The sequence below is a fragment of the Rhodococcus sp. NPDC055024 genome (assembly GCF_053608585.1).
In genome coordinates, this window is sequence record NZ_JBSGVT010000024.1 from 1 (window position 1) to 22,047 (window position 22,047).

Sequence of the window (22,047 nt, forward strand, 5' to 3'; positions counted from 1 at the left end):
CGACAGGGTGTGGGAGAGTAGGACACCGCCGAACACAATTTAACGACAAGCCCCCCAACCATTCGTGGTTGGGGGGCTTTCTCGTACCCAAAACACCCCCAAACCATCCCCCCCAACCCGCCCCCGTCTTCGAGCGAACGGTACTTCCGTCGCCTCTATCGAGATGAACGTATCGTTCACCCCGTACACGGCACTCCGGGCGCCGGCCGGCTCACCACCCGGGATCGAGCGAACGGCACTCTCACCCTCTTAGACGAGGGGAACGGTACGTTCACACGATCAGGGCAGGGCGGGGCGAGGAAGATGCCGGCGCCGACCCACATAGCGACTTGTTAGCCAAGGTATAGATTGTGAACCGTCTCATAAGTCCGAAGTACTCTCCGATTTTGTGCCTTCGGCCCTAGCACTTTGGCCTAGGCTGAGTGTCATGGTGGGGTTGAGCAGCTCGAGGGTGTCGCATTTGCGACTCGTTCCGACGGAACCGGAAGAACTGCAAAGGTTTGTTCAAGAAGTTGGCGGAAGGCGTGGGGGCTTTCCGATTGCGCGATCGTTGCGTTCGAAGAGACGCTCGGTACCGGCGCAATACGCGATACGTATCAGTGTCGACAATGTTTCCACTCAGATCTGGAGACGAATCCTCGTCGCGTCAGATCTGAATCTGGATGACCTGCATTCGGTGGTCCAACGGGCAATGGGGTGGAGTGACCGTCATTCGCACGCGTGGTCCAAGTCCGGCAGCCGATTTCCCGGCGAGGTCGAAGAGTACGTCGCTTCCGGAAGCAGCGCCGAGCAGCGTCGCGCCGGACGAGTGGCGATCGTAGAGTCCGCCGTACGTCTGGACGAGGTCATGGTCTCGCCTGGCGATGAAATCAGTTATCGCTACGGACGCTTCGGGAACTGGCGCCACACACTGACGCTTGAATCTTCGGAAGTACTGCCCGACGGATTCCAAGTTGTGTGTGCAGCCGGTCGCGGTGCTTGTCCGCCGGAGGAATGCGTCGGGCCTGACGAGTACGAGCAGCTCCTCGGTGTCCTCGCTTCGGAGAAGTTGCGCTCCCACGAATGGACCCTCGAATGGCCGCAAACTAAATTCGAGCCGACACGATTCGAGATCGCTGAGGTCAACGATCGACTTCATACACCTCGATCGGATGAGATCGCTGCGCCGTACGACATTGCAAAGCTCGTCGAATGCCTGGAACCGTCGCGAGTCCCGGAACTGCACGCGGTCCTCGCCCGAGCCGGCCTTGACGATCAGTCGGCAATCGGAGAATCGGTCCACGTCGAGGCGGGCCAACGCCTTCAAGCGGTCTTGGCGCTGATCGGTGTCGAAGGGATCGACGCCGATGACTTCTTCACGACGGTCGACGCGATGCTCGACGAACCTGAACTGGGACCTGTCAACCTCCCCCAAGGGCGATCACTCTTCGCAGTGCTCAAGAAGTTCGGCCTGGTGCGAAAGCACAAAGGACAGATTGTTCTGACGAAGCGGGGACAGTCAGCAGAGCGGGACGCGTCAATGGCGTGGTCGGTGATCGTCGAGGGAGTTCCAGTTGCGCCCGGCGGCTCGCAGAGAGCGGTGGAACTCCTTGTCCTCCTTGCCGTAGCCGCTGGTTTGTCGCCGGCAGATCGCCATCGATTCGTCGCGGGAGCGCTGGAGCCGATTCGGTCGTCGAACATACTCATGTCCGGGGCGCAGACGTCTAAACGTGACACGTCCGGGAGCACCGTGGAGGTACTTGGTTTGATCGGCGCTACGGGGTACGAGTTGGGGAAGTTCGGCACCAAAGTGGATTCGTCCTGGGCTGTTCATCTCGCGAGGGCGATTCTGCAGCGTCAACCGGAGCACTGACGCAGACAACCGAAACGGGGTTCGATCCGGCAATGCCGGATCGAACCCCGTTTCGTGTACCGGTAGAGATCAGATGTTGACGCCGTAGTCGCGGGCGATGCCGGCGAGTCCGGATGCGTATCCCTGTCCGACTGCACGGAACTTCCACTCGCCGTTGTGGCGGTAGAGCTCGCCGAAAAGCATGGCGGTTTCGGTGGAGGCGTCTTCCGAGAGGTCGTAGCGTGCCAATTCGGAGCCGTTCGACAGATCGACGACGCGGATGTAGGCGTTGGTGACCTGTCCGAAGGACTGGAGTCGGGCATCGGCGTCGTGAATCGAGACGGGGAAGAAGATGTTGGTGGCGTTGGGCGGTACAGCCGGGAGGTCGACGTTGATGACCTCGTCGTCGCCGTCACCTTCACCGGTGAGGTTGTCGCCGGTGTGCTCGATGGATCCGTCGGGCGAGCGAAGGTTGTTGTAGAAGACGAAGTGTAGGTCGGAAAGCACCTTGCGTTCCGGGCCGGTGACCAACGCGCTGGCATCGAGGTCGAAGTCGGCACCACTGGTACTGCGTGCATCCCAGCCGAGACCGACTGCGACCTTGGTCAGATTGGGTGCGGCCTTCGACAGAGATACGTTGCCGCCCTTGGCAAGTGTGACGCCCATTCAGCTTCCTCTCGTTCGAACGAAGTGGATTTCTTCGTTCGGGAGTTCTGTGTTGTCCGTTCTCGACTCACATTACCGTGAGCGGGTAGGTGCAGTTCGACCGAATAGGTACCTCACTCGAACAGCGCGCGAAGATCCTCGGCGTCGAGTCCGGTGCCGAGTGAGCCTTCGGCGTCCATGACATTCGAGAACAATGCCGACTTCTTGGCTTTGAGTGCCATGACCTTCTCTTCGATGGTGTCTTTGGCAATGAGGCGGTAGACCATGACGTTTCGTGTCTGCCCGATGCGGTGAGTACGGTCGACAGCTTGTGCCTCGGCGGCCGGGTTCCACCACGGATCGAGGATGAAGCAGTAGTCGGCCTCGGTGAGGTTGAGGCCGAAGCCACCAGCTTTGAGGCTGATCAGAAAGACTGGGACCGAGCCAGACTTGAACTCCTCCAACACTTCACCGCGATTCCGCGTCGAACCGTCGAGATAGCTGTACGGGATGTTTTCCGCGTCGAGTCGGGTGCGCACCGAGCCGAGGAAACCGGTGAACTGACTGAAGATCAACGTACGGTGTCCGCCTGCGATGACATCGTCCAATTGCTCGACGAGAGCGTCGACTTTGGCCGACGGTATCGATCCGCTGTCCTTGTCGACGAGTGAGACGTCGAGACTGAGTTGGCGCAGTATCGTCAGCGATTGCAGGATGGTGAATCGGTTCTTGTCGACGTCGTCGAGCAGGCCGAGGATCTTTTGCCGTTCGCGCTGTAGATGAGTGTCGTAGATTGCGCGATGGCTCGGATGTAACTCGATTTCGAGTACCTGCTCCTGCTTGGGCGGCAAGTCTGCGGCCACCTGTTCCTTGGTCCGCCGCACCATCAACGGTTTGACGCGTCGTCGCAGCTGCGCCAATCGTTCTGCGTCACCGTCTTTTTCGATGGGAGTGCGGTAGAAATCGGTGAAGGTGGTGGGGCTGGGAAACAGTCCCGGTGCAGTGATAGCGAGCAGCGACCACAACTCCAAAAGATTGTTTTCCATGGGTGTTCCGGTGATCGCGAGTTTGAACGGAGCGTTCACTGCCCTCGCACACTGGTGGACCTTGGACTTGTGGTTCTTGGCGAATTGGGCTTCGTCGAGAACCAGTCCTGACCAGCGGCCCGCGGAATACGCATCGGTGTCGATGCGAAAGAGGGCGTACGACGTCACGACGATGTCCGCTCCGTCGACGAGTGCTGCCAGATCGGTTCTTCTGCGTCGCAGCGTGTCCGTGATGACAGCGGTGCGGAGAGTTGGTGCGAACTTCGCCACCTCGGATTTCCAGTTGGATACGACGCTGGTGGGTGCGACGATCAGAAAGGGAGGCGCGGCTGGATTCGATTGCCTTGCAGCGCAGATCATTGCGAGGGTTTGCAGTGTCTTGCCCAGGCCCATGTCGTCGGCGAGTATGCCGCCCAGACTGTGCTGGCGGAGGAAATTGAGCCAACGGAATCCGTCGACTTGATAGGGACGCAGCGTTGCCGTCAACGTGTCCGGGACTTCGACGGGATCGATGCCCGAACTGCCGAGCAATCCGGCGATCTGCTTCTTCCATGCTGCTGCTTGATGTTCGACTCTTCCCAGCGCCGCCAATTCTTCCCACAGCCCGGCTTGAAATTTGCTGATCGCGAGTTTGCCGGTTGGTCGATCGAGTAGCGACCGCGCTTCGGTGATGAGACGGTGTAGGCCGAGTAGGTCAGGTGCGTCGAGTCGAAAGAAGGCACCGTCCGGGAGCAGTATGTGAGTCTCGCCCTTGCTCAGAGCGGAGAACAGAGTTGTGAACGGAACGCTTTGTCCCGCAACATCGACGGTGACATCGAGGTCGAACCAGTCGGATCCGCTGTCACCGTCCGGGGCCGATGTGCTGAGGCCGATCACTACGGCGTCGTCTGCAGGCCGGTAGTCGGCAGGGGTTCCTGCAACCGTGAGGTCGATGGCGTCGTGCGCTTCGAGTTGGGGGAGGAGGTCGAGTGTGAACTGCATTGAATCGAGGCCGGTCAGCGTTCCCGCGAGGGTGGCCTTTACCGCGGCCGCGCCGAGGCTGTTGGTGATGGCATCTTCGGCAGCGTGATTGCGGACCTCGGACTCGTCGGTGGTTGCATCGGCGGTAGAAATGATCAGTTCGTCGGCATCGACGGTGTATTTCCATGCCGATTCGATGTCGATGCGGTGGTCGTCTTCGTAAGTGGCCATCAGTTGTAGCCGCGGACCGGACACAGTCGGTGGGCTGTAGGCGCCGTCGGAAGATATGACGGGCGCGAGGCTTCCGAGTTTGAACACGAACCGCGAAGTGAACGCATCCCGATGCTCGGCGGGTATGTCGACTGACTTTCCGGAGTCGATCATCTGCCTCAATTGGTGGGTGACCGGCGTGTCCAGTGGTGCGAGCGTGATCGCGTTGGTGGCGTCGAGCGTGAAGACACCATGTGCCGGCGTACCGACAAGTCCCCAGTCGGAATGGGTGATGATGTGCCCATCGGTCTGAATTCGGGGCGTGAGACGGAGATTGTTGTCTTCTGCTCCGTGGACGTCGAGGCAGATGTTGGCGTCGTCGAGTAGGGAGATGTTGCCGAGGCCGGCCTTCGAGTGAACGAGTGAAACGCCGACGCTGATCGCCTCATCAAGAAGCGACCAGAGTTGCGGGCTCGGAAACCCGGCAAGATCGATTTCCGCTGCATTCTGATTTCGGTAATGGTTGCCCGCGCTGTGGAGAAGATGAATGTCGCGTAAAACCCGGATGTGGTCGGCGGGGAACTGAAAGCTGCTTCCGAGTTTGTTCCAGGCAAGTCCGCCGGAGATCCACCCTCTCGCTCCTGGCTGTACGGGTTTGACGAGGAGCCGTGTCGATGTGCCTTTGGTTCGAGTGGTGAATTGAATGCCGAGTCCACGAGTAGTGCGGTCGTGGGGGTCTGGTCGGAGCAACTCTTCGAGCGCACCGTCCCACCCGAGTTGTCGTGGCGTCGTGTTTGCCTCGGCCACCGCTGCGAGTACCAACGCGGCCACGTGTTTACAGTTCATCCGCACCGGACACGTGCAGAGGCCACGCGCGAATGTGGCTGTACCGGTCGCGCTGCGACTTGTCGAAATCGTGCAGGCGTACGGCTCCCGCGCGGTCCCCGCCACGGCGCCGGTCAAGGTATCCGGGGTGTCGTTCCAGCTGATGGATACGACCGCATTCTGCCGAAGGTAGGTAAGTCCGCGGTCGTAGGTTGTCGTGCCGACGACAGCGCGAATTCGGTCGAGGTCGAGGGCCTTGACTGAGTCCGGTTGCACGGGGCCAGCCTAGTGGCGGCGTCCGACAGATCTTGTCGTGGTCGTTTGTCCAAGAAAGTCCGAACTGCACGGTATGTTCACGGAAACATCTTTGACTGGTTTGGGAGTTTCATGAGGACTGAGCGGCGTGCGTGGATCCGATCTGCGCGCACAGGTGCGGTGTGTTTGGCCGTCTGTGCACTTTCTTTGCAGTTGGGCGGACTGTCGACGGCAGCGCCGAGTTCCGGAAGCTCGGGTAGTTCGGGAAGCTCGGGAAGTCTGGGCAGTGTCGAGGGAAGCGTGAGCTCGGGGTCGACGATCCCGGGACCACTTCAGGAGGATCCGGGCCCCAAACCGGACCTGCGCGACGACATCGTCGTCCCGGCTATCGTCGGGGAGAAGGTGACCGCACCGCAGGCGGTCAGACTGACGGTGGCGTCGCCTGCACTTCGACGCGAGGTCGGCGTCGAGATTTTGCTACCCGCCGACAATTCGGTTCCACGCCCAGCGCTGTACATGCTCGAGGGTGTCGACGCCGGTGAGAAGAGCAGCGGATGGATGACGATCGGCGGCGCTCCGGCGTTCTTCGCCGACAAGAACGTCAACGTCGTGATGCTCAATGGCGGAATCGCGAGCCTGTACTCGGACTGGGAGAATCCGGATCCGCGGCTGGGACTGCACAAGTGGGAAACCTTCATCACCGAGGAATTGCCACCGCTGATCGACGCACGACTCGAGACCAACGGCATCAACGCGATCGCCGGCAATTCCATGGGCGCGATGGGCGCAATGATGCTCGCCCAACGCTTTCCGGACATGTATAGGGGCGTCGCGGTTTTCAGCGGCTGCTATTCCACGATGGATCCGCTCGGCCGAACTGCCGTCCAGGCCACGATATCTTCCCGAAGTGGAGATCCGGCCAACATCTGGGGTGTGCCAGGAGGCCCGGAGTGGGAGGCGCACGATTCGTTGATCAACGCAGAGAAGTTGCGCGGCAAGGAAATCTACGTGTCGACGGCGAACGGTCGTCCCGGATCCGACGAGACGCTGCAGACTCCTGAACTGCTCGAGCGACTGGTGATCGGCGGCGGCATCGAGGTTGCCGCCCACGCCTGCACCAAGATGTTCGACGCGCGGTTGCAGGAGTTGAAGATTCCGGCACAGGTGGATTACGAGCCGAACGGTACGCATGCGTGGGCGTATTGGCGTGAGCGACTGCCGAAGGCGTGGCCGACTCTGTCCCGGGCATTGGGCGTCTGACGGTTCGACAACAGTGCTCGGGTTGTGGATGCACCACAACCCGAGCGTTGGATCACTCGCAGGCGATGCCGTCGTTGTCCCGGTCGAGATGCGGGGCGTACCCGTTCTGGCCCCGGTACAACGGAGCTGCGCCGGCGTTACGAACGGCCGTGCAGTTCTGGTAGTACCGCGCCGGTGCGGGAGTGTTCTGCGGCGCCGGCTGGTTCTGGGGCGCTTGCGGAGCGGGTGGCGCCGGCGGTGCGAAGACCGGGGGAAGGAACGGCTGGACTGCGTCTGCAGAGCCAGTCGGAATCATGCGTGCGATCTCGATGGGTAGGAAATCGAAAACCGTGGATGCCTGAGCGGCGGGCGCGGCAACCAGAGTGATTGCGGCGCAACCTGCGACGCTGAATGCCAGACGGCGGAGCTTCATGTGACCTCGTGTTCAACTGGGCAGCCCTTCCACTTCGGAGGGCTGTGCCGGCTGAGCATACTGGTCATAACGACCAAATGGTTTATTTCGGCAAGGGTGAAAACTGGGGTGAAAAGTAGCGTCCCCGCACCGTATTGCTCAGGTGCGGGGACGCTGCTGTTTTCAGCGAGGGGTTACGCGTCGACTAGTTCCTCGGCGAAGGGATCGCCGTTGCGGGGAGCGTCGAAACGCTCCTTGTCGAGGATGCCCTCACGCTTTGCAACGATGACCGGAACCAGAGCCTGGCCGGTGACGTTGACTGCGGTACGACCCATGTCGACGATCGGTTCGACGGCGAGGAGCAGGCCGACGCCAGCCAGCGGAAGACCCAGGGTGGAGAGCGTGAGTGTGAGCATGACTGTCGCACCGGTTGTTCCGGCCGTTGCTGCCGAGCCGATGACCGAAACGACGACGATCAGCAGGTAGTCGGTGAACGTCAGCGGAACGTCGTAGAAGCCGGCGACGAAGATTGCTGCGATTGCGGGATAGATTGCAGCGCAACCGTCCATCTTCGTGGTGGCACCGAGCGGAACGGCGAACGAGGCGTACTCACGCGGAACACCGAGGTTGCGTTCTGTCACGCGTTCGGTCAGAGGCAGGGTGCCGATCGACGAGCGCGAGACGAAACCGAGCTGAGTCGCAGGCCAGACGCCGGAGAAGAAGCTTCGGACCGAGAGGCCGTGCGCGGCAATCAGGATGGGGTAGACCACGAAGAACACGATCGCCAGACCGATGTAGATGGCGGCGGTGAAGACGCCCAGCGAGCCGATCGCATCCCAGCCGTAGGTGGCGACAGCGTTGGCAATCAGCGCGGCGGTGCCGATCGGGGCGAGGCGGATGATCCACCACAGGACCTTCTGAACGATCGCGAGAAGCGATGCGTTGAACTCGAGGAACGGCGCAGCCTTCGGTCCGATCTTGAGCGCAGCAATGCCGATTGCGCCGGCGATGACGAGCAGCTGCAGGACGTTGAAGCTCAGCGACGTGGTCGCTACACCTTCGGTAACGGAAGTCTTTGCGCCCAGCCCGAGGAAGTTGCTCGGAACCAGTCCGGTGATGAACGCCCACCACGAGCCGGAGCTCTTGGGTTCCTTCGCTGCTTCGGCGGCGACGTCGGTCCGTGAACCGGGATCGGTGATCAGGCCGACGATGATGCCGATGATCACAGCGATGAACGCGGTGATGGCGAACCAGAGCAAGGTCTGCACGGCCAGGCGAGCTGCATTGGCGACCTGTCGCAGGTTGGCGATGGAACTGACGATGGCCGTGAACACCAGCGGGATCACGGCAACGGTGAGCAGCTTGACGTAACTCGAACCGATGGTCTGCACGGTGCCGACCAACCAGTTGACGTTGCCGTCGGCCGCATCAGGCATTGCCCGGGCGACGAGACCGATGATGACACCGAGTACGAGGCCGGCGACGATCTGCGGTCCGAATGCCGTCGCCCAGGACGGAAAACGGGACGTGGACTTTTCCGGCACGCCGGTGGAGGTGGAGCTGGGCATGACTATGCCTTTCGAAAATCAAGGGAGCGAAACGCAGCGCGGCACCAGAGGCCGGGCAGATTCGAAGAAATGTTTCCTGGTACGCGTCAGGTCAGAGCGAGCGCGTACACATTGCGCTCGCCTGCAGGCGAAGGTCGACGTAACGCCGAGTGGTCAGGAACAACACTGTCCACACACTACTCGCAGCTTCAACTACTCGATCCCGAGGGTCGCCGCGGGAGTTCGCTTCGTGTTCGTCGGGTGTGCCCCGATCAGTCACTGTTGGTCGGTTGACTAGTGTCGACGATCAGTAGGTGCCGCACCGGCGCCTACGCGTCGGCAAGCGGAAGCGAGAGACCGATGAGCGTTCGGAATGCCGAGTACCCGCGTCCGAAGCATTTTCTGGTGCACCTCAGTGACACACATCTGGTGGCGCAGGGACAGCTGTACGACGCCGTGGATGCGTCGACGAGGTTGCGGGAAGTGCTCCGCGGGATCGTGGCCTCGGGCGCACGCCCGGATGCACTGATATTCACCGGCGACCTGACCGACCAGGGGCACCCCGACGCATACGCGGAATTGAAAGCCATCGTGGAACCCGTGGCGGCCGAGATCGATGCGCAGGTCGTCTGGGCGATGGGCAACCACGACGACCGCCCTACGTTCAGATCTCTGCTGTTGGGCGAAGACGCCACCGATCATCCCGTCGACAACGTCTACGACCTTGACGGACTGCGGGTGATCACCCTGGATTCGTCGGTTCCCGGGCATCACTACGGTGAGATAACGGATGGCCAATTGGATTGGCTACGCGCAGAATTGGCGGTGCCGGCGCCCGACGGAACAATTCTGGCGCTGCATCATCCGCCTGTTCCGTGCATTCAGGATCTCGCGGTTCTGGTGGAGTTGCGCGATCAGTCCCGGTTGGCGGACGTCTTGCGTGGCAGCGACGTCCGGGCGATTCTTGCCGGGCACCTGCACTATTCGACGACGGCGACGTTCGCCGGCATTCCGGTTTCCGTGGCGTCGTCGACGTGTTACACCCAGGACTTGAACGTGGAAGTCGGTGGTCAGCGTGGTCGTGACGGGGCTCAGGGGTGCAATCTGGTGCACGTGTACGACGAGACAATTGTTCATTCGGTCGTTCCACTCGGTGCGCACGTGACGGTCGGTGAGCCCGTCGACGCGGCCGAGGGTGCCCGGAGGCTCAGTGCTGCCGGCATTCGAATCCTCGAGAGCGAAAAGGCGGCACGCTCGATCATCTGAGGTCGCAGGCGGTTTCCGGCACCCACGCGCAGTTCTGGGTGATTGCCGGGCGGTCGCGTACTCACTACCGTCGAGGTAGGTGCAGAGCTCCAGCAACAAGGACCGGCTAGCTGGACGGCAACCCTTCATGCCGATGGGGTGCCCCGGAATCACACCTGGCGATACGCGCGGTGCGTGTCGCAAGCGGCAGTCGCCACGAGAACCGTCAGTCGAGTGCTGACGGTTTCTGCGGTCGGCACTGTGCGCTCCCGAGTAGTTCTCGAACAGGAGTATGCGCCGATGACCTCCACCCCTTCTTCTCATCTTGCTCCGTTGCATCTCGCCGTAGCGCTGGACGGTGCCGGTTGGCACCCAGCGGCCTGGCGAGAGCCGCACTCGCGCCCGAGTGAGCTGTTCAGCGCGTCGTATTGGACTGACGTGGTGACGACCGCCGAGCGTGGTCTGCTCGATTTCGTCACCATCGAGGACAGTCTCTCGGTGCCAGCCAACCCACTCGAGCCTGTCGACGACGCGGTTGACCGGGTGCGCGCTCGGCTCGACGCACATCTCGTGGCCGCCCGACTGGCACCGATCACGAGCAACATCGGGTTGATCCCGACCATCACCACCATTCACACCGAACCGTTCCACGTGTCCAAAGCCGTTGCCACGCTGGACTACACCTCGCGCGGTCGCGCCGGATGGCAGGTGAAGGTGTCGGCCTCGGAATCCGAGGCGGCACAGTTCGGGCGACGCGATATCCCAGCGCTCACCGATGCCGAGCGTCAGTCGATCGTTTCAGGTGTCCTCCCGGACTTCGTACGTGATCTGTTCGACGAAGCTGCGGAGGCCGCTGACGTCATCCGGCGACTCTGGGACAGCTGGGAGGACGACGCCGAGATCCGCGACGTGGAGCAGCGCCGATTCATCGACCGAGACAAGTTGCACTACATCGACTTCGAGGGAAAGTATTTGTCGGTCCGTGGACCGTCGGTGACTCCGCGCCCGCCGCAGGGGCATCCAGTCGTGACCGCATTGGCGCATCAGCGCGTGGCGTACGAACTGGCAGCGCGCACGGCTGACCTGGTGTTCGTGACGCCATTCGACGACGGGCAGGTTACGGCAATCCTGGGTGAGGTGCGAGCAGCCGAAGAACACGTGCAGCGCGCCGGCGAACCACTTCGGGTCTTCACCGACATCGTCGTCTTCTTCGATACGCCGGAAGAAACCGGAAAGCAACGGCTCGCTCGACTCGACGCGCAGGTTGGTACCGAATACCGTTCGGACGCGCTGACCTTCACCGGTACCGCGGCCGAGTTGACAGATCTTCTGCTCCGGTGGCAACAGTTGGGAATCGACGGCTTCCGGTTGCGACCGGGCGTCGTCGTGGACGACCTCGACGCGATCGCCGGCGAGCTGGTTCCGGAATTGCAGCGGCGCAGCGTATTCCGCACCGAATACCCACAGACGAATCTTCGCGGACTGCTTGGTCTGTCCATCGACGTTCCCAACCGCTACGCCGCCGGCACTCCGGCCGCCTGACAGACGAGGAATACACTTTCATGAGTTCTCAGCAGCGTAAGCAGGTCATCCTGGGTGCCTACCTCGGCGGCGTCAACCATCACACTGCATGGTGGGATCCGCAGGCGGGCAGTCAGATCGAGTTCGAATCCTTCGAGCACACCGCTCGAACCGCCGAGCGTGGGAAGTTCGACTTCTTCTTCCTCGCCGAAGGTCTTGCTCTTCGTGAACGTGCAGGACAGATATTCGATCAGGACATCATCGGCAGGCCGGACACCTTCACCGTGCTTGCATCGTTGGCGGCAGTAACCGAACACCTCGGTTTGGCCGGCACCATCAACGCCACGTTCAACGAGCCGTACGAACTGGCCCGCCAATTTGCGACGCTCGATCAGTTGTCCGGAGGTCGTGCCGCCTGGAACGTCGTCACCTCGTTCGACGCATTCACCGGCCAGAACTTTCGTCGCGGTGGATACCTGGATCGTGCGCAACGATACGAGCGTGCGGAGGAGACGGTAGCGCTGGTGCGTGAGCTGTGGGATTCGTGGCGCAACGACGACATCGTTGCTGACAAGGCATCGGGACGCTTTCTCTCGCGACCAGATGCCGGTGAATTCGCTTTCCACGGATCACATTTCGATGTGAACGGCCGATTCACAGTTCCGCGCAGTCCACAAGGGCGCCCGGTTATTCTGCAGGCCGGGGTGTCGCCGCAGGGGCGCGATTTTGCTGCCGGCAATGCCGACGCGATCTTCTCACCGTATGGTCAATTGCCCGAGGCGGCCGATTTCTATCGCGATATCAAAGCACGTGCCGTCGCGGCCGGACGCGACCCGGGTGACATCAAGATCCTGCCGTCGGCGAGTTTTGTTCTCGGCACCTCGGAGGCAGATGCGATCGAGAAGTACCGAGAGATTCGCGACCAGCAGGTCACCGGCCAGACCGCTTTGGTTCTGCTCGAACAGATCTGGAATCTCGATCTGTCGAAGTACGACCCCGAAGGGCCCCTACCCGATATCGCACCGGACCCCGAAGCTCCGCCGATCATCCAGGGGCGCGCCTTCATTCACCAGGATCGTTTCGCGACCGTGGCAAAACTGCGCGCGGTCGCGGAAAGCAAGAAGTTGAATCTGCGCGAGGTTGTGATCGACCAGTTCGAGCGTGGACCGATTGTGGGTACGCCGCAGCAGGTTGCCGAGAAAATCGATTCGTTTGTCGGCAACGACGGTTCGGACGGATTCATCCTCGGCTCGCACCTCGTACCGACGGGACTCGACGAGTTCGTCGACGACGTGGTGCCGCTGCTGCAGGATCGAGGTGTTCTCCGTAGTGACTACGAAGGAACGACATTGCGTGACAATCTCGGATTGCCCATTCCAGTGCAGCGAGAGCATGTGTCAGCACGCTGATCGACTGAAGTGACGAGGGCCCAGCCGAAATCGGCTGGGCCCTCGTTCGTCTAGGATTCCCAGGGAGCCGGGATGGGGTAATAGCTCTCCAGAAACTCCGTGATCTTGCGTGTGCGAAGTTCCAGTTCGATCTCCGGAGCGCTGCCGTCGTTGAGGCAGAAGAAGTCCATGGAGCGCTTGGCGAGCAGTGAGTCCATGTCGCGCAAACCGGCCTTGACCGTCGTGTCGACGTATTTGACGGCTGCGGACTTCTGCACCACCGACCGTCCACTCATGAGCGTGTAGTAGTGGTACAGCGAATTGGTAACCGAGATATTGGAACTCGCGCGGAAGGTGCTTGCTGCAGTTGCGGCGAAGTCTTCGGCGAACTCACGTTCCATCTCTGCCATCACGCTCTTACGCAGCGGTGTCGCAGCGTGCTCGAGGTGCCTGGTGGTCATCAGCCCGAAGCGGTCCTGAAGCAACCGGCGGTTGACGCGTGCCGCATTCTCGAACCCGCTGCGGTCGTTGTCGTTGTGTCCCAATCCGATTCTGGTGTCGGCTTCGATGAACATGCTGATGCCACCGGGGGAGAAGAACATGTCCGGACCGACCGGACGGCCGAAGAACATGTCGTCGTTCGAGTAGAGGAAGTGTTCTGCCAGACCCGGTATATGGTGCAGCTGGCATTCGACAGCTTGAGAATTATGGGTGGGCAACACACTTGGATCGGCGAAGAACTTCTCGCTGGGCATGAACGTTACTCGCGGATCGTCGGCAAGCCAGTCCGGACGATCGGAATCGGTCGCGACGAAGATACGCCGGATCCACGGCGCGTACATGTGGATGGACCGTAGCGCGTACTTGAGCTCGTCGATCTGACGGAAACGCGCCTCTGATTCGTCCCCCTCGCCGACGATGTAGTTCTGCATCCGCTTGGCGCGCTGAGCCTGAAACTCCTTGGAGGAGCCGTCGACCCAGGAAAAGACAAGATCGATATCGAAGCTGATATCGGAGGCATGATCGGCGAACATGTTTTCGATGGTCGGCCAGATCCGGCCGAATCGCTCGACGGTTCCTCGGACAGCTTCTTCGGGGAGGACGGTTCGTCGAGTCAGTGAGTTCTCGACGGGTAGGACGATTTCTTCGTCGGAAATCGACCACAATTCGATTTGAACGCCGATGTTCGCGCCGTAGTTCATACCGCTTGCGACGTGAACCCTTGGACGGAACAAGCGGAAGATTCGTGACTTGTTGGTCTTGGACAGGGCACCGTCCGCGACAAGGAGCGCTGGACTCTTCTTCGCGTCGACGGTTTTGGAGTAGAAGGGTGCGTTGGCGCATCCCTCGACAAGTGCCTGCCGCAGGTTCTTTCGTTCGGTCCAGCTGACCGCGATGACCGGGCGCTCGTCGTTTCCGCGGACGAGTAAATACTCGATTCCTGCGGCGTCGAGGATGTCGCGGATGAAGAGGAGATCTTCGACCATCGCTTCGAGCGGCGTGGTGGTCGTGATCGCAAGGGCAAAACGATTCTTGAATCGGACGGTCTCGGGTAGCTCACCCATCCGCGCACGTGACGCGGCCGACGCCGGTTCCACGGGATTGGGGCTGTCCTGCTCCGGGGGTACGAAGTAGATGTCGTGCGGAGCGGGAGATTCTGTAATGGGATGCCTTCCGATTCTGATCCAGCTGTGTATCTGTCGCCCCCGACGCTGCGAGAGCGTGGTGGCGACGAGCTCAGTCTATGCCGTCGGCGCCGAAAGTCGGACATGAGTGACGGGATGGGTAGCGCGGGGCGAGTCGGGTACCCCGAGGACCGAAGCGAGAGTGAAGGAGGAAAACCGATGCGTGTGAAAGCGATGGTCGGAACAGGCGCGATGGCGGTTGCGCTGGCCGCCGGCCCAGTTGCGACAGCGTCTGCGGAGCGAACCGAAGCAGCGGGGTCGGAGGGTTCACCGGAGATGCTGACCTGCGAGGTGGTCTTCGATGCGCTGGAAGAGATGAGCCCGGAATGGACGGAAGAGGGGATCGATCAGGTCGAAGACTGGTGTGAGGCGATCACCGGCGAAGAAGACTGAGCGTCAGCCGCGCGAGATCACTCGCCGCGACAGTCGCCACCGCCCGTCCTCGAGTTCGAACTCGTCGGCGTAGCTCCCGACGCCGCTGAGTTTGGGCGAGGTGGTTGTGTCGACGTAGAACGTCCACACCGCATCCGCGCGGGCGGTCGTTTCCGAGGTCACGTCCACGGCGATCGCTGTGGTGACGTGACGTGTGAATGTGCCCGGGCCTTGAATGCCGGCGGCCCGACGCTCGGCTACTCCAGCAGCAATTTCTTCGCGGCCTCGCCGCACCTGTGCGGGGATACCGCGATCGGGATTGGCGGGCATGTTCCATTCGGCCTTGCGGGTGAACTGCTCGACGTAGTCCTCGACAGAGCCGGTGTCAGCCAGATGGGCGATCCGAGCGAGCGTTGAACGAATCTGTTCGGCAGGGCCCTCGGGTTGCATGCTGTCCTCCGTAGACGTGGGTGCGGCAGATCGCACGCTACAGCTCATGACGACAACGACGACGGTCTCGTCCCAGTGAGCGGCAGTATTCTCCGGCGAGGGAGCGGCGAACTTTGAGATCACCTCGAGTTCAACCGTATTCGAGCCCGCAGCGTAAATGATTGAGTGTTCACAGTAGGCAGCGCCATGACGACTGCCGCGCCCGTAGGCTTGACCGACTCACAGGAGATCGCCATGTCCGTCACCGAACTCGAACGTGTCACCCAGACCCCGGAGCAGATCTACGCTGCCGGCGGAATCACTGTCCACAAGGTCGGTGAACTGATCGGCGCCCGTATCGACGGTGTGCACCTCTCCGGGGACTTGTCCGAAGAGACCGCCTACGCGATCAACTATGCGCTGGCAGCGCACAAGGTTGTGTTCTTCCGTGGGCAGCAGCATCTCGACGACACGTCGCAGTACGAATTCGCCGGAACCCTCGGCACCCAGACCACCCCGCACCCGACGGTGAAGTCAAGGGGCGACAAGCTGTTGGTGCTCGACCGTGCCGCCAACAGTTGGCACACGGACGTGACGTTTGTCGACCGCATCCCGAAAGCCTCGATTCTGCGAGCGACGACCATTCCCGAGTACGGCGGAGCGACGACGTGGGCGTCGACTACCGCTGCGTACGACCAACTGCCGGCTTCACTCAAGGTCTTGGTCGAGAATTTGCGGGCCGTTCACACCAATGCCTACGACTATGCCGAGGTTGTCGATCAGGCGAACCCGGTAGACGCGCAGCGCCAGGCCTACTACGCCGAATTCACCCGTGAGATCTACGAGACCGAACACCCGGTGGTGCGTATCCATCCGGCGACGGGGGAGAAGACCCTCCTGCTCGGTCACTTCTTCAAGGAGTTCGTCGGGCTCAAGCCGTCGGAGTCGGTCGCTCTTTACCAGATCCTGCAGGCACGAATCATCAAGTTGGAAAACACTGTTCGATGGAACTGGTCGGCCGGCGACCTGGCGATCTGGGACAACCAGGCGACTCAGCATTACGGTATCGCCGACTACGGGACTCAGGCCCGCAGTGTGCACCGAGTGACGTTGGCCGGCGACGTCCCCGTCGACGTCCACGGCGAGCAGAGTCGAATCCTCCAGGGTGACGCCGCGGAGTATTCGATCATCGCGGACATCGATCGGCTTCCTGGCTTCGCCGCGAACTGATCAGTCGTGCTGCGGGTGATCCGGCGGGAACATCTGTCCCCATGAGTGACTGCACGCTCGGCACGTCCATTCCGGGGTGTCCGGTCCCACGACACAGCCCGTTCCGGCGAGCCACGGTAGGTGATCGAACGGATGGACCGGCATCCCCGGGGCACACTGAGCGGTTCTGTGTGCACCGCACTGCGGGCACAGTGGATTCTTCGACAGCATGTAGTCGATGAAGTTGGTGTGCCCGGACGTGGCCATCCTTCCGGTGCATTTGCGGCACAGGACGGCTGGGTAGTCGTCACCAGGTTCAGCTTGCCTGAAGATCCGTGATGCGGAATGAAAGTGAAGGCGATCACCGCTGTTGAACCTTCGTAATGCCAGCGGTGAGCTGCAACCCGTGCAGTTTCCCCGCTCGTTCATCAACGTTCGGGCGTGGGCAGCTGTGGACGTCGGATCCAGCGTGTCGATGTCGCCGAAGTAGGGCACTTCGTATGACTGGACGGCCGCGAGAATCCGGTCGGCCAGTGCGTCGTCGACGGGCCCTGGACCGGTGGGAAATGTGATGGACCAGCGTTGTTCGAGTTCGGGAACGGTGGGCAGGCTGTGGAGTTCGTACGGGCGTTCATCGACTTCCATCCGCGACGTGCCGTCGAACGGCGCAGCCACGGTCTCGATGCAGAGCACCGTGCGAGGAGTGGTGTCGAGAACCGTGACCAGCAGGTCACCGGTCGCCATCTTTCCGCGCATGATCCAGGGATCGAGGCGTGCTCTGGGTTCGAGAAACGCGACCACGGCATCGATCATCGCGTGCCGAGTGCGATGAATACGTGCTGACCGGGGCTCCGCGTGATCATCGAACGATTCTCGCAAGGGCTGCCGACAACGTCAGGCTTTGACCACCTTGCGCCCGAGCAGCGATGCAACCAGTCCGTCGACGAAAGTCGCCTGACGGCCGAGAGGATCGGAATCCGCTGCCGCGACGCTGCCGATCGAAATCGATCTCGTCAGGCCGGTCTCGCTGATGAATTCGGCGGCGAGGTGGGCTTCTCGGAACGTGAGGCCGCCCAGATGCGTCGTGTCGTCGACGCCGAGAACACGCCCGTCGACGATGTCCATGTCGAAGTGGACATGGACGCCGTTCACACCCTGGCCCGCCGCGGCGAGAACGCGAGGCATCAAGGCCGCCATGCCATGGCGATCGATCTCGTCGATCGTCACCAGCAATACCCCGTACTCGTCGAGTGCGCGCTTGTGATCGATCGTGGCGTTCTTGACCCCCACCAGGACGGTGTTCTCCAAACTGGGGCCGTGCAGATCCGCCGCCGACGACAGCAATTGTTCGATATCGCCGTGTGAAGCGAAAATGATTGCACCCAAATCGGTTCCAGGTTCGGTGGCGATCGGAATTCTGGTGTTCTGCCAGGCCTCGGCAGTGAGCCACAGCGGCAGCGTCGTGACATCCGCCGCGGCGTTCTCTCCTTGAATGCAGTTGAAACCGATTCCGGACATGTCTTCGCGGAGACCGTGATCGAGGAGATGGCTTGCCAGGCCGGTAGTTTCGAGGTCGATCAACTCGACTGTCGCATTGGCATCGATTGGTTCGGTGCCCAGGACATAGCGCTTTTCGACGTAGGGCGATGTCATCGCCATCAAGAGCGCGCCGTAATCGATCGTGAAGTCGACCGTCCCACCCAGTCGGTATTCGTCACCTGTTTCTCCGGCGTCGACGAGGAGGTGATCGCTGCTGGCGCTGATCACTTTCAGGCGCGGATCTATCGGGGTCAAGCCTTCCGGCGAGATGTCTTCGCGGCCGATGGACAGGATCAGGCGTCGGCTCGGCTTGTCCTCGTTGTCGAAGACGGGGCGTCGGCCGAATGCGTCTTCGCCTGAGACTCCATACGGCCGCGACGGCTTGACCTTGGCCTCGATGATGTCCGCGGTGAGAGTGAAGGCATCGTTGTTCAGTAGTTCGTACAGTCCGGGGGGAGTAGGTGATTCGGCCAGCACGATGCTGGCGCCCAAACGCAGATGGTTGATCCCATCGGGCATCGTGCCCGTCTCGAGTAGTGGCAGCGAGAACGTATTGCCGCCGGAAACGATCGGCAGTTCGATCGAGAACCGCTTCGTGATTTCGTCGGCTAGGTAGACCAGATTCGACAAGTTGTCGACGGTCGGTTGGATGCCGCCGACGCACGAGAGGTTCGCGCCGATTCCGATCAGTCTGATGCCCTCGATGGGAAGGATTTCGGCGACTACATCCAACGCCTCCGCCGGCAGAATTCCTTCGCGGAGATCTCCGAGGTCGATCATCAGCACGATGTCGTGGACGACTCCTCGCACTCGTGCTGCTCTGCCGAGAGCAACAATCGTCGTCAACTCGGAGTTGAGGCTGATGTCCGCGTAGCGGATCGTGTCGTCGATCTCGTTCAACGACGGTGCGCGGATCAGCATCAGGGGAACGGTGATGCCGTCGCGGCGAATGCGGGCCAGGTTGTCCAGGCGGGAGTCGGCGATCTGTGCGACGCCGCCGCGGACCATTGCTCGCGCCACCTTGGGGGAGCCGCACGTAGATTTGCTGACGCCGGCCACCGCAATACCCTTGGTATTGGACGCTTCGACGAGGACGCGCGCATTCTGTTCGATACGACGCAGGTCGACGGTGATGGTCGGTCCGGTCATGATCTCCCCGTTTTCTCCGAAGGCGGTTCACGATCCGGGCATTCCAGACCGGACGGTTGGCGTGAGCTGGGCAACTTTGCTCCAACTGTTGTGTCGCAGGACACTTACGTGCAGTATGAGGATACAACAGTTTCCTACCAGGCACTCTAGAGGAGCGTCGATGGCTACTCTCGTCAAACACGTACTTCGGCGCAAGCCGGCTTTGCAGATAGACCAGGAGACCGGCGCAGATACCAACGGCGGCGAGCTGACCCGCAGTATCGGTTTGGCGCAGTTGTCCATGTTCGGCATCGGCGCCACGATCGGCACCGGTATCTTCTTCGTCCTCTCGCAGGCAGTCCCGGTTGCGGGTCCGGCAGTGATCATCTCCTTCGTTGTTGCCGGTGTCGTCGCGGGACTCACGGCGATTTGTTACGCGGAGTTGGCCGGAGCTGTCCCGGCGTCGGGCTCGTCGTATTCCTACGCTTACGCGACGCTCGGAGAGCTTCCGGCCATGGCCGTCGGCGCGTGTCTGCTTCTCGAGTACGGAGTCTCGGCCGCGGCGGTGTCCGTCGGATGGTCGCAATATTTGAACCAGCTACTGGGCAACCTCTTCGGGTTCCAGATCCCCGACGCGTTGTCACAAGCGCCGGAGCAGGGCGGCATCATCAATCTGCCCGCGGTGATCCTGGTGTGCCTGTGCGGTGTTCTGCTCATTCGCGGCGCCAGTGAATCGGCCAAGGCCAACGCCATCATGGTCTCGATCAAACTTGCAATTCTGTTGCTTTTCATCGTGGTCGGCATCGCCGGATGGAACAGCAATCACTTCGCCGACTTCGCACCGTTCGGATTCAGCGGCGTCATGTCCGCCGCCGGAATCATCTTCTTCTCGTACATCGGCCTCGACGCAGTGTCCACCGCCGGCGAAGAAGTGAAGAACCCTCGTCGCAATCTCCCTCTCGCGATCCTCATTGCGCTCGTGTCCGTCACCGCGATCTACATCGCCGTTGTCGCCGTGGCCATCGGTGCACAGGATTCCGCATCGTTCGAAGGTCAGGAAGCCGGGCTGTCCGCCATCCTCGAACAGGTGACCGGATCTACCTGGCCGGGAACACTTCTGGCCGCCGGTGCGGTGATCTCGATCTGCAGCGTCACGCTCGTGGTCATCTACGGTCAGACCCGTATTTTGTTCGCGATGTCACGCGACGGCATGATTCCGTCGATCTTCCACAAGGTGAATCCGCGGACTCTGACGCCGGTGCCCAACACCATCATCGTCTGTGTCGTCATCAGCATTCTGGCCGGTTTCATTCCGATCAACTTCCTCGCCGAAATGACCAGCATCGGAACCCTGGTGGCCTTCCTCGTTGTGTCGGTCGGGGTCATCATCCTGCGGCGCAGTGACCCGGACCTGCCGCGCAGTTTCAAAGTTCCCGGCTATCCGGTGACGCCGATCCTCTCGATCCTTGGTTGCCTGTGGATCATCAAGGATCTCCGAACCGTCACGATCTATGTGTTCCTCGTCTGGGTGACCGTCGCGATCATCTGGTACTTCGCCTACGGTATGAAGCACTCGCGCCTCGGTGCGAAGAACCGCGCCGAATTGGGATCGGAGTCCGAGTCATGACGCTGCTCGCGGGATACGCACCCGACGGTGACAGTTCCGGAACCGTCCATCTTGCAACGCTGTTGGCGCGCTCGTCCGGTGAACCGCTGGTGATCTGCGCGGTGATTCCCTCGCCGCCACCGCCCGGAATGGCGCGTGTCGACGCCGAATACCACCAGCAGTTGCGAGCCGAAGCCGAAGCGGCGCTGGCGAAAGCGCGGGCCGACATGCCCTCGGACGTCGACGTGACCTATGTCGTGCATGAGGCTCAGTCGACGTCGAGTGGCCTACTTGATCTCGTTCACGAGCACGAAGCCAAGATGATCATCCTGGATTCGTCGACGGCCGGGGTGTTCGGTCACGTGGCTCTCGGCAGTGTCACCTCCCGCTTGCTGCACAGCTCCGACGTTCCGGTCGCGCTGGCGCCGAGGGGATTTCGAACCAAGCCCGGTGAGGTGGTTCGCCGCGTCACCGCCGCCTACTCGGGCACACCCGATCAGGACGATCTGGTGCTCGCCGCCGCGACTGTGGCTGCGCGTGTCGATGCCGGACTCAGATTGGCGGCGTTTGCAGTTCGTGCGAACGCGCAGTACACGACCACACTCGGGACCGAGGGGGATTCACCGGTCATCTCCGAGTGGGCCGAGGTGGTCGAGCGCGAGACCAACGCTGCCTTCGAGCGCGTGCGTGCACTGCCCGAAATACCCGACGTCATGGAATCGGTTATCAGCCATGGTCGTAACTGGGCCGAGGCGCTCGAGGGCGTCGAGTGGGACCGAGGTGACGTTCTGACTGTCGGCTCGAGCAAGGCAGGTCCACTGGCGCGGGTGTTCCTCGGCAGTCGGGCAGCGAAGATTGTGCGGTACTCACCGGTTCCGGTGGTGGTGGTCCCGCGATCGGCGTCGACCCGAATAGTCGATCAGGCCGAAGTGGAATAGAGATCAGGGCCGACGAG

General features: G+C 61.5%; 17 protein-coding genes and 1 riboswitch. Of the genes, 9 read left to right on the forward strand and 8 right to left on the reverse strand.

All coding sequences use genetic code 11. The features are described 5' to 3' along the window. The first annotated feature begins 427 nt into the window (after positions 1 to 427). On the forward strand, positions 428 to 1,852 hold the full coding sequence (locus tag ACWF6P_RS30170; RefSeq protein WP_452623486.1) for a plasmid pRiA4b ORF-3 family protein: 1,425 nt from the start codon (positions 428 to 430) through the stop codon (positions 1,850 to 1,852). Between the two features lie 69 nt (positions 1,853 to 1,921). Here the strand turns inward: ACWF6P_RS30170 and ACWF6P_RS30175 are convergent, their stop codons facing one another. Together ACWF6P_RS30175 and ACWF6P_RS30180 are read right to left on the reverse strand one after the other, a co-directional pair. Further along, a complete protein-coding gene (locus ACWF6P_RS30175; RefSeq protein ID WP_452623487.1) occupies positions 1,922 to 2,497 on the reverse strand; it encodes a TerD family protein in 576 nt (191 codons plus the stop codon). Between the two features lie 113 nt (positions 2,498 to 2,610). Next, the gene (locus tag ACWF6P_RS30180; protein WP_452623488.1) at positions 2,611 to 5,793 is read right to left on the reverse strand and encodes a DEAD/DEAH box helicase; all 3,183 of its coding nucleotides are present in this window, start codon (positions 5,791 to 5,793) and stop codon (positions 2,611 to 2,613) included. Positions 5,794 to 5,904: 111 nt separating this feature from the next. On the opposite strand from ACWF6P_RS30180, the gene ACWF6P_RS30185 reads away from it, so the two are divergent. Then, complete coding sequence (locus ACWF6P_RS30185) at positions 5,905 to 7,032, forward strand: alpha/beta hydrolase (protein ID WP_037129024.1); 1,128 nt, start codon at positions 5,905 to 5,907, stop codon at positions 7,030 to 7,032. A 52-nt stretch (positions 7,033 to 7,084) separates the two neighbouring features. On the opposite strand, the gene ACWF6P_RS30190 is transcribed toward ACWF6P_RS30185, so the two are convergent. Further along, positions 7,085 to 7,444 (reverse strand): excalibur calcium-binding domain-containing protein, encoded by a 360-nt coding sequence (locus ACWF6P_RS30190; RefSeq protein WP_003940648.1) that lies wholly within the window; start codon positions 7,442 to 7,444, stop codon positions 7,085 to 7,087. Positions 7,445 to 7,617: 173 nt separating this feature from the next. Then, positions 7,618 to 8,991, reverse strand: a complete 1,374-nt coding sequence (locus ACWF6P_RS30195; RefSeq protein WP_452623489.1) for a dicarboxylate/amino acid:cation symporter — start codon at positions 8,989 to 8,991, stop codon at positions 7,618 to 7,620. Between the two features lie 339 nt (positions 8,992 to 9,330). On the opposite strand from ACWF6P_RS30195, the gene ACWF6P_RS30200 reads away from it, so the two are divergent. The 3 genes from ACWF6P_RS30200 (at position 9,331) to ACWF6P_RS30210 (ending at position 13,145) form a co-directional block, all read left to right on the forward strand. Continuing rightward, positions 9,331 to 10,236, forward strand: coding sequence for a phosphodiesterase (locus ACWF6P_RS30200; protein ID WP_452623490.1), 906 nt, complete (start codon positions 9,331 to 9,333; stop codon positions 10,234 to 10,236). 78 nt (positions 10,237 to 10,314) lie between these two features. Further along, positions 10,315 to 10,428: riboswitch (SAM riboswitch) on the forward strand. Continuing rightward, positions 10,411 to 11,757, forward strand: coding sequence for an LLM class flavin-dependent oxidoreductase (locus tag ACWF6P_RS30205; protein ID WP_452623491.1), 1,347 nt, complete (start codon positions 10,411 to 10,413; stop codon positions 11,755 to 11,757). It overlaps the preceding riboswitch by 18 nt. 20 nt (positions 11,758 to 11,777) lie before the next feature. Further along, positions 11,778 to 13,145 carry an NtaA/DmoA family FMN-dependent monooxygenase gene (locus ACWF6P_RS30210; protein ID WP_452623492.1) on the forward strand — a complete coding sequence of 456 codons (1,368 nt, stop codon included), beginning with the start codon at positions 11,778 to 11,780 and terminating at the stop codon, positions 13,143 to 13,145. A gap of 50 nt (positions 13,146 to 13,195) precedes the next feature. Here the strand turns inward: ACWF6P_RS30210 and ACWF6P_RS30215 are convergent, their stop codons facing one another. After that, entirely contained in the window at positions 13,196 to 14,689 is a 1,494-nt protein-coding gene (locus ACWF6P_RS30215) for a stealth family protein (protein ID WP_452623493.1), read from the reverse strand. Positions 14,690 to 14,968: 279 nt separating this feature from the next. Between ACWF6P_RS30215 and ACWF6P_RS30220 the strand changes: the two genes are divergently transcribed. Then, positions 14,969 to 15,202 (forward strand): hypothetical protein, encoded by a 234-nt coding sequence (locus ACWF6P_RS30220; protein ID WP_452623494.1) that lies wholly within the window; start codon positions 14,969 to 14,971, stop codon positions 15,200 to 15,202. A 3-nt stretch (positions 15,203 to 15,205) separates the two neighbouring features. On the opposite strand, the gene ACWF6P_RS30225 is transcribed toward ACWF6P_RS30220, so the two are convergent. After that, positions 15,206 to 15,754: a nuclear transport factor 2 family protein gene (locus tag ACWF6P_RS30225; protein ID WP_378649393.1), complete on the reverse strand. Its 549-nt coding sequence runs from the start codon at positions 15,752 to 15,754 to the stop codon at positions 15,206 to 15,208. A gap of 111 nt (positions 15,755 to 15,865) precedes the next feature. Between ACWF6P_RS30225 and ACWF6P_RS30230 the strand changes: the two genes are divergently transcribed. Continuing rightward, positions 15,866 to 16,840 carry a TauD/TfdA dioxygenase family protein gene (locus ACWF6P_RS30230; protein WP_452623495.1) on the forward strand — a complete coding sequence of 325 codons (975 nt, stop codon included), beginning with the start codon at positions 15,866 to 15,868 and terminating at the stop codon, positions 16,838 to 16,840. Here the strand turns inward: ACWF6P_RS30230 and ACWF6P_RS30235 are convergent, their stop codons facing one another. Together ACWF6P_RS30235 and ACWF6P_RS30240 are read right to left on the reverse strand one after the other, a co-directional pair. Beyond that, entirely contained in the window at positions 16,841 to 17,632 is a 792-nt protein-coding gene (locus ACWF6P_RS30235; protein WP_452623496.1) for a hypothetical protein, read from the reverse strand. 81 nt (positions 17,633 to 17,713) lie between these two features. Next, positions 17,714 to 19,507 carry an alanine racemase gene (locus tag ACWF6P_RS30240; protein ID WP_452623497.1) on the reverse strand — a complete coding sequence of 598 codons (1,794 nt, stop codon included), beginning with the start codon at positions 19,505 to 19,507 and terminating at the stop codon, positions 17,714 to 17,716. Positions 19,508 to 19,667: 160 nt separating this feature from the next. Between ACWF6P_RS30240 and ACWF6P_RS30245 the strand changes: the two genes are divergently transcribed. Both ACWF6P_RS30245 and ACWF6P_RS30250 read left to right on the forward strand, forming a co-directional pair. Continuing rightward, the gene (locus ACWF6P_RS30245) at positions 19,668 to 21,113 is read left to right on the forward strand and encodes an amino acid permease (RefSeq protein ID WP_007729264.1); all 1,446 of its coding nucleotides are present in this window, start codon (positions 19,668 to 19,670) and stop codon (positions 21,111 to 21,113) included. Next, the gene (locus tag ACWF6P_RS30250) at positions 21,110 to 22,030 is read left to right on the forward strand and encodes a universal stress protein (protein ID WP_452623498.1); all 921 of its coding nucleotides are present in this window, start codon (positions 21,110 to 21,112) and stop codon (positions 22,028 to 22,030) included. Before ACWF6P_RS30245 ends, ACWF6P_RS30250 begins: the two co-directional genes overlap by 4 nt. Positions 22,031 to 22,047: the final 17 nt, after the last annotated feature.

Coding starts and splice junctions, on each gene's coding strand:
- ACWF6P_RS30170 (WP_452623486.1), top strand. CDS start 428: ATGGTGGGGTTGAGCAGCTCGAGGGTGTCGCATTTGCGACTCGTTCCG.
- ACWF6P_RS30215 (WP_452623493.1), bottom strand. CDS start 14,689: ATGGGTGAGCTACCCGAGACCGTCCGATTCAAGAATCGTTTTGCCCTT.
- ACWF6P_RS30250 (WP_452623498.1), top strand. CDS start 21,110: ATGACGCTGCTCGCGGGATACGCACCCGACGGTGACAGTTCCGGAACC.
- ACWF6P_RS30210 (WP_452623492.1), top strand. CDS start 11,778: ATGAGTTCTCAGCAGCGTAAGCAGGTCATCCTGGGTGCCTACCTCGGC.
- ACWF6P_RS30175 (WP_452623487.1), bottom strand. CDS start 2,497: ATGGGCGTCACACTTGCCAAGGGCGGCAACGTATCTCTGTCGAAGGCC.
- ACWF6P_RS30230 (WP_452623495.1), top strand. CDS start 15,866: ATGTCCGTCACCGAACTCGAACGTGTCACCCAGACCCCGGAGCAGATC.
- ACWF6P_RS30195 (WP_452623489.1), bottom strand. CDS start 8,991: ATGCCCAGCTCCACCTCCACCGGCGTGCCGGAAAAGTCCACGTCCCGT.
- ACWF6P_RS30235 (WP_452623496.1), bottom strand. CDS start 17,632: ATGATCGATGCCGTGGTCGCGTTTCTCGAACCCAGAGCACGCCTCGAT.
- ACWF6P_RS30220 (WP_452623494.1), top strand. CDS start 14,969: ATGCGTGTGAAAGCGATGGTCGGAACAGGCGCGATGGCGGTTGCGCTG.
- ACWF6P_RS30240 (WP_452623497.1), bottom strand. CDS start 19,507: ATGACCGGACCGACCATCACCGTCGACCTGCGTCGTATCGAACAGAAT.
- ACWF6P_RS30200 (WP_452623490.1), top strand. CDS start 9,331: ATGAGCGTTCGGAATGCCGAGTACCCGCGTCCGAAGCATTTTCTGGTG.
- ACWF6P_RS30185 (WP_037129024.1), top strand. CDS start 5,905: ATGAGGACTGAGCGGCGTGCGTGGATCCGATCTGCGCGCACAGGTGCG.
- ACWF6P_RS30190 (WP_003940648.1), bottom strand. CDS start 7,444: ATGAAGCTCCGCCGTCTGGCATTCAGCGTCGCAGGTTGCGCCGCAATC.
- ACWF6P_RS30245 (WP_007729264.1), top strand. CDS start 19,668: ATGGCTACTCTCGTCAAACACGTACTTCGGCGCAAGCCGGCTTTGCAG.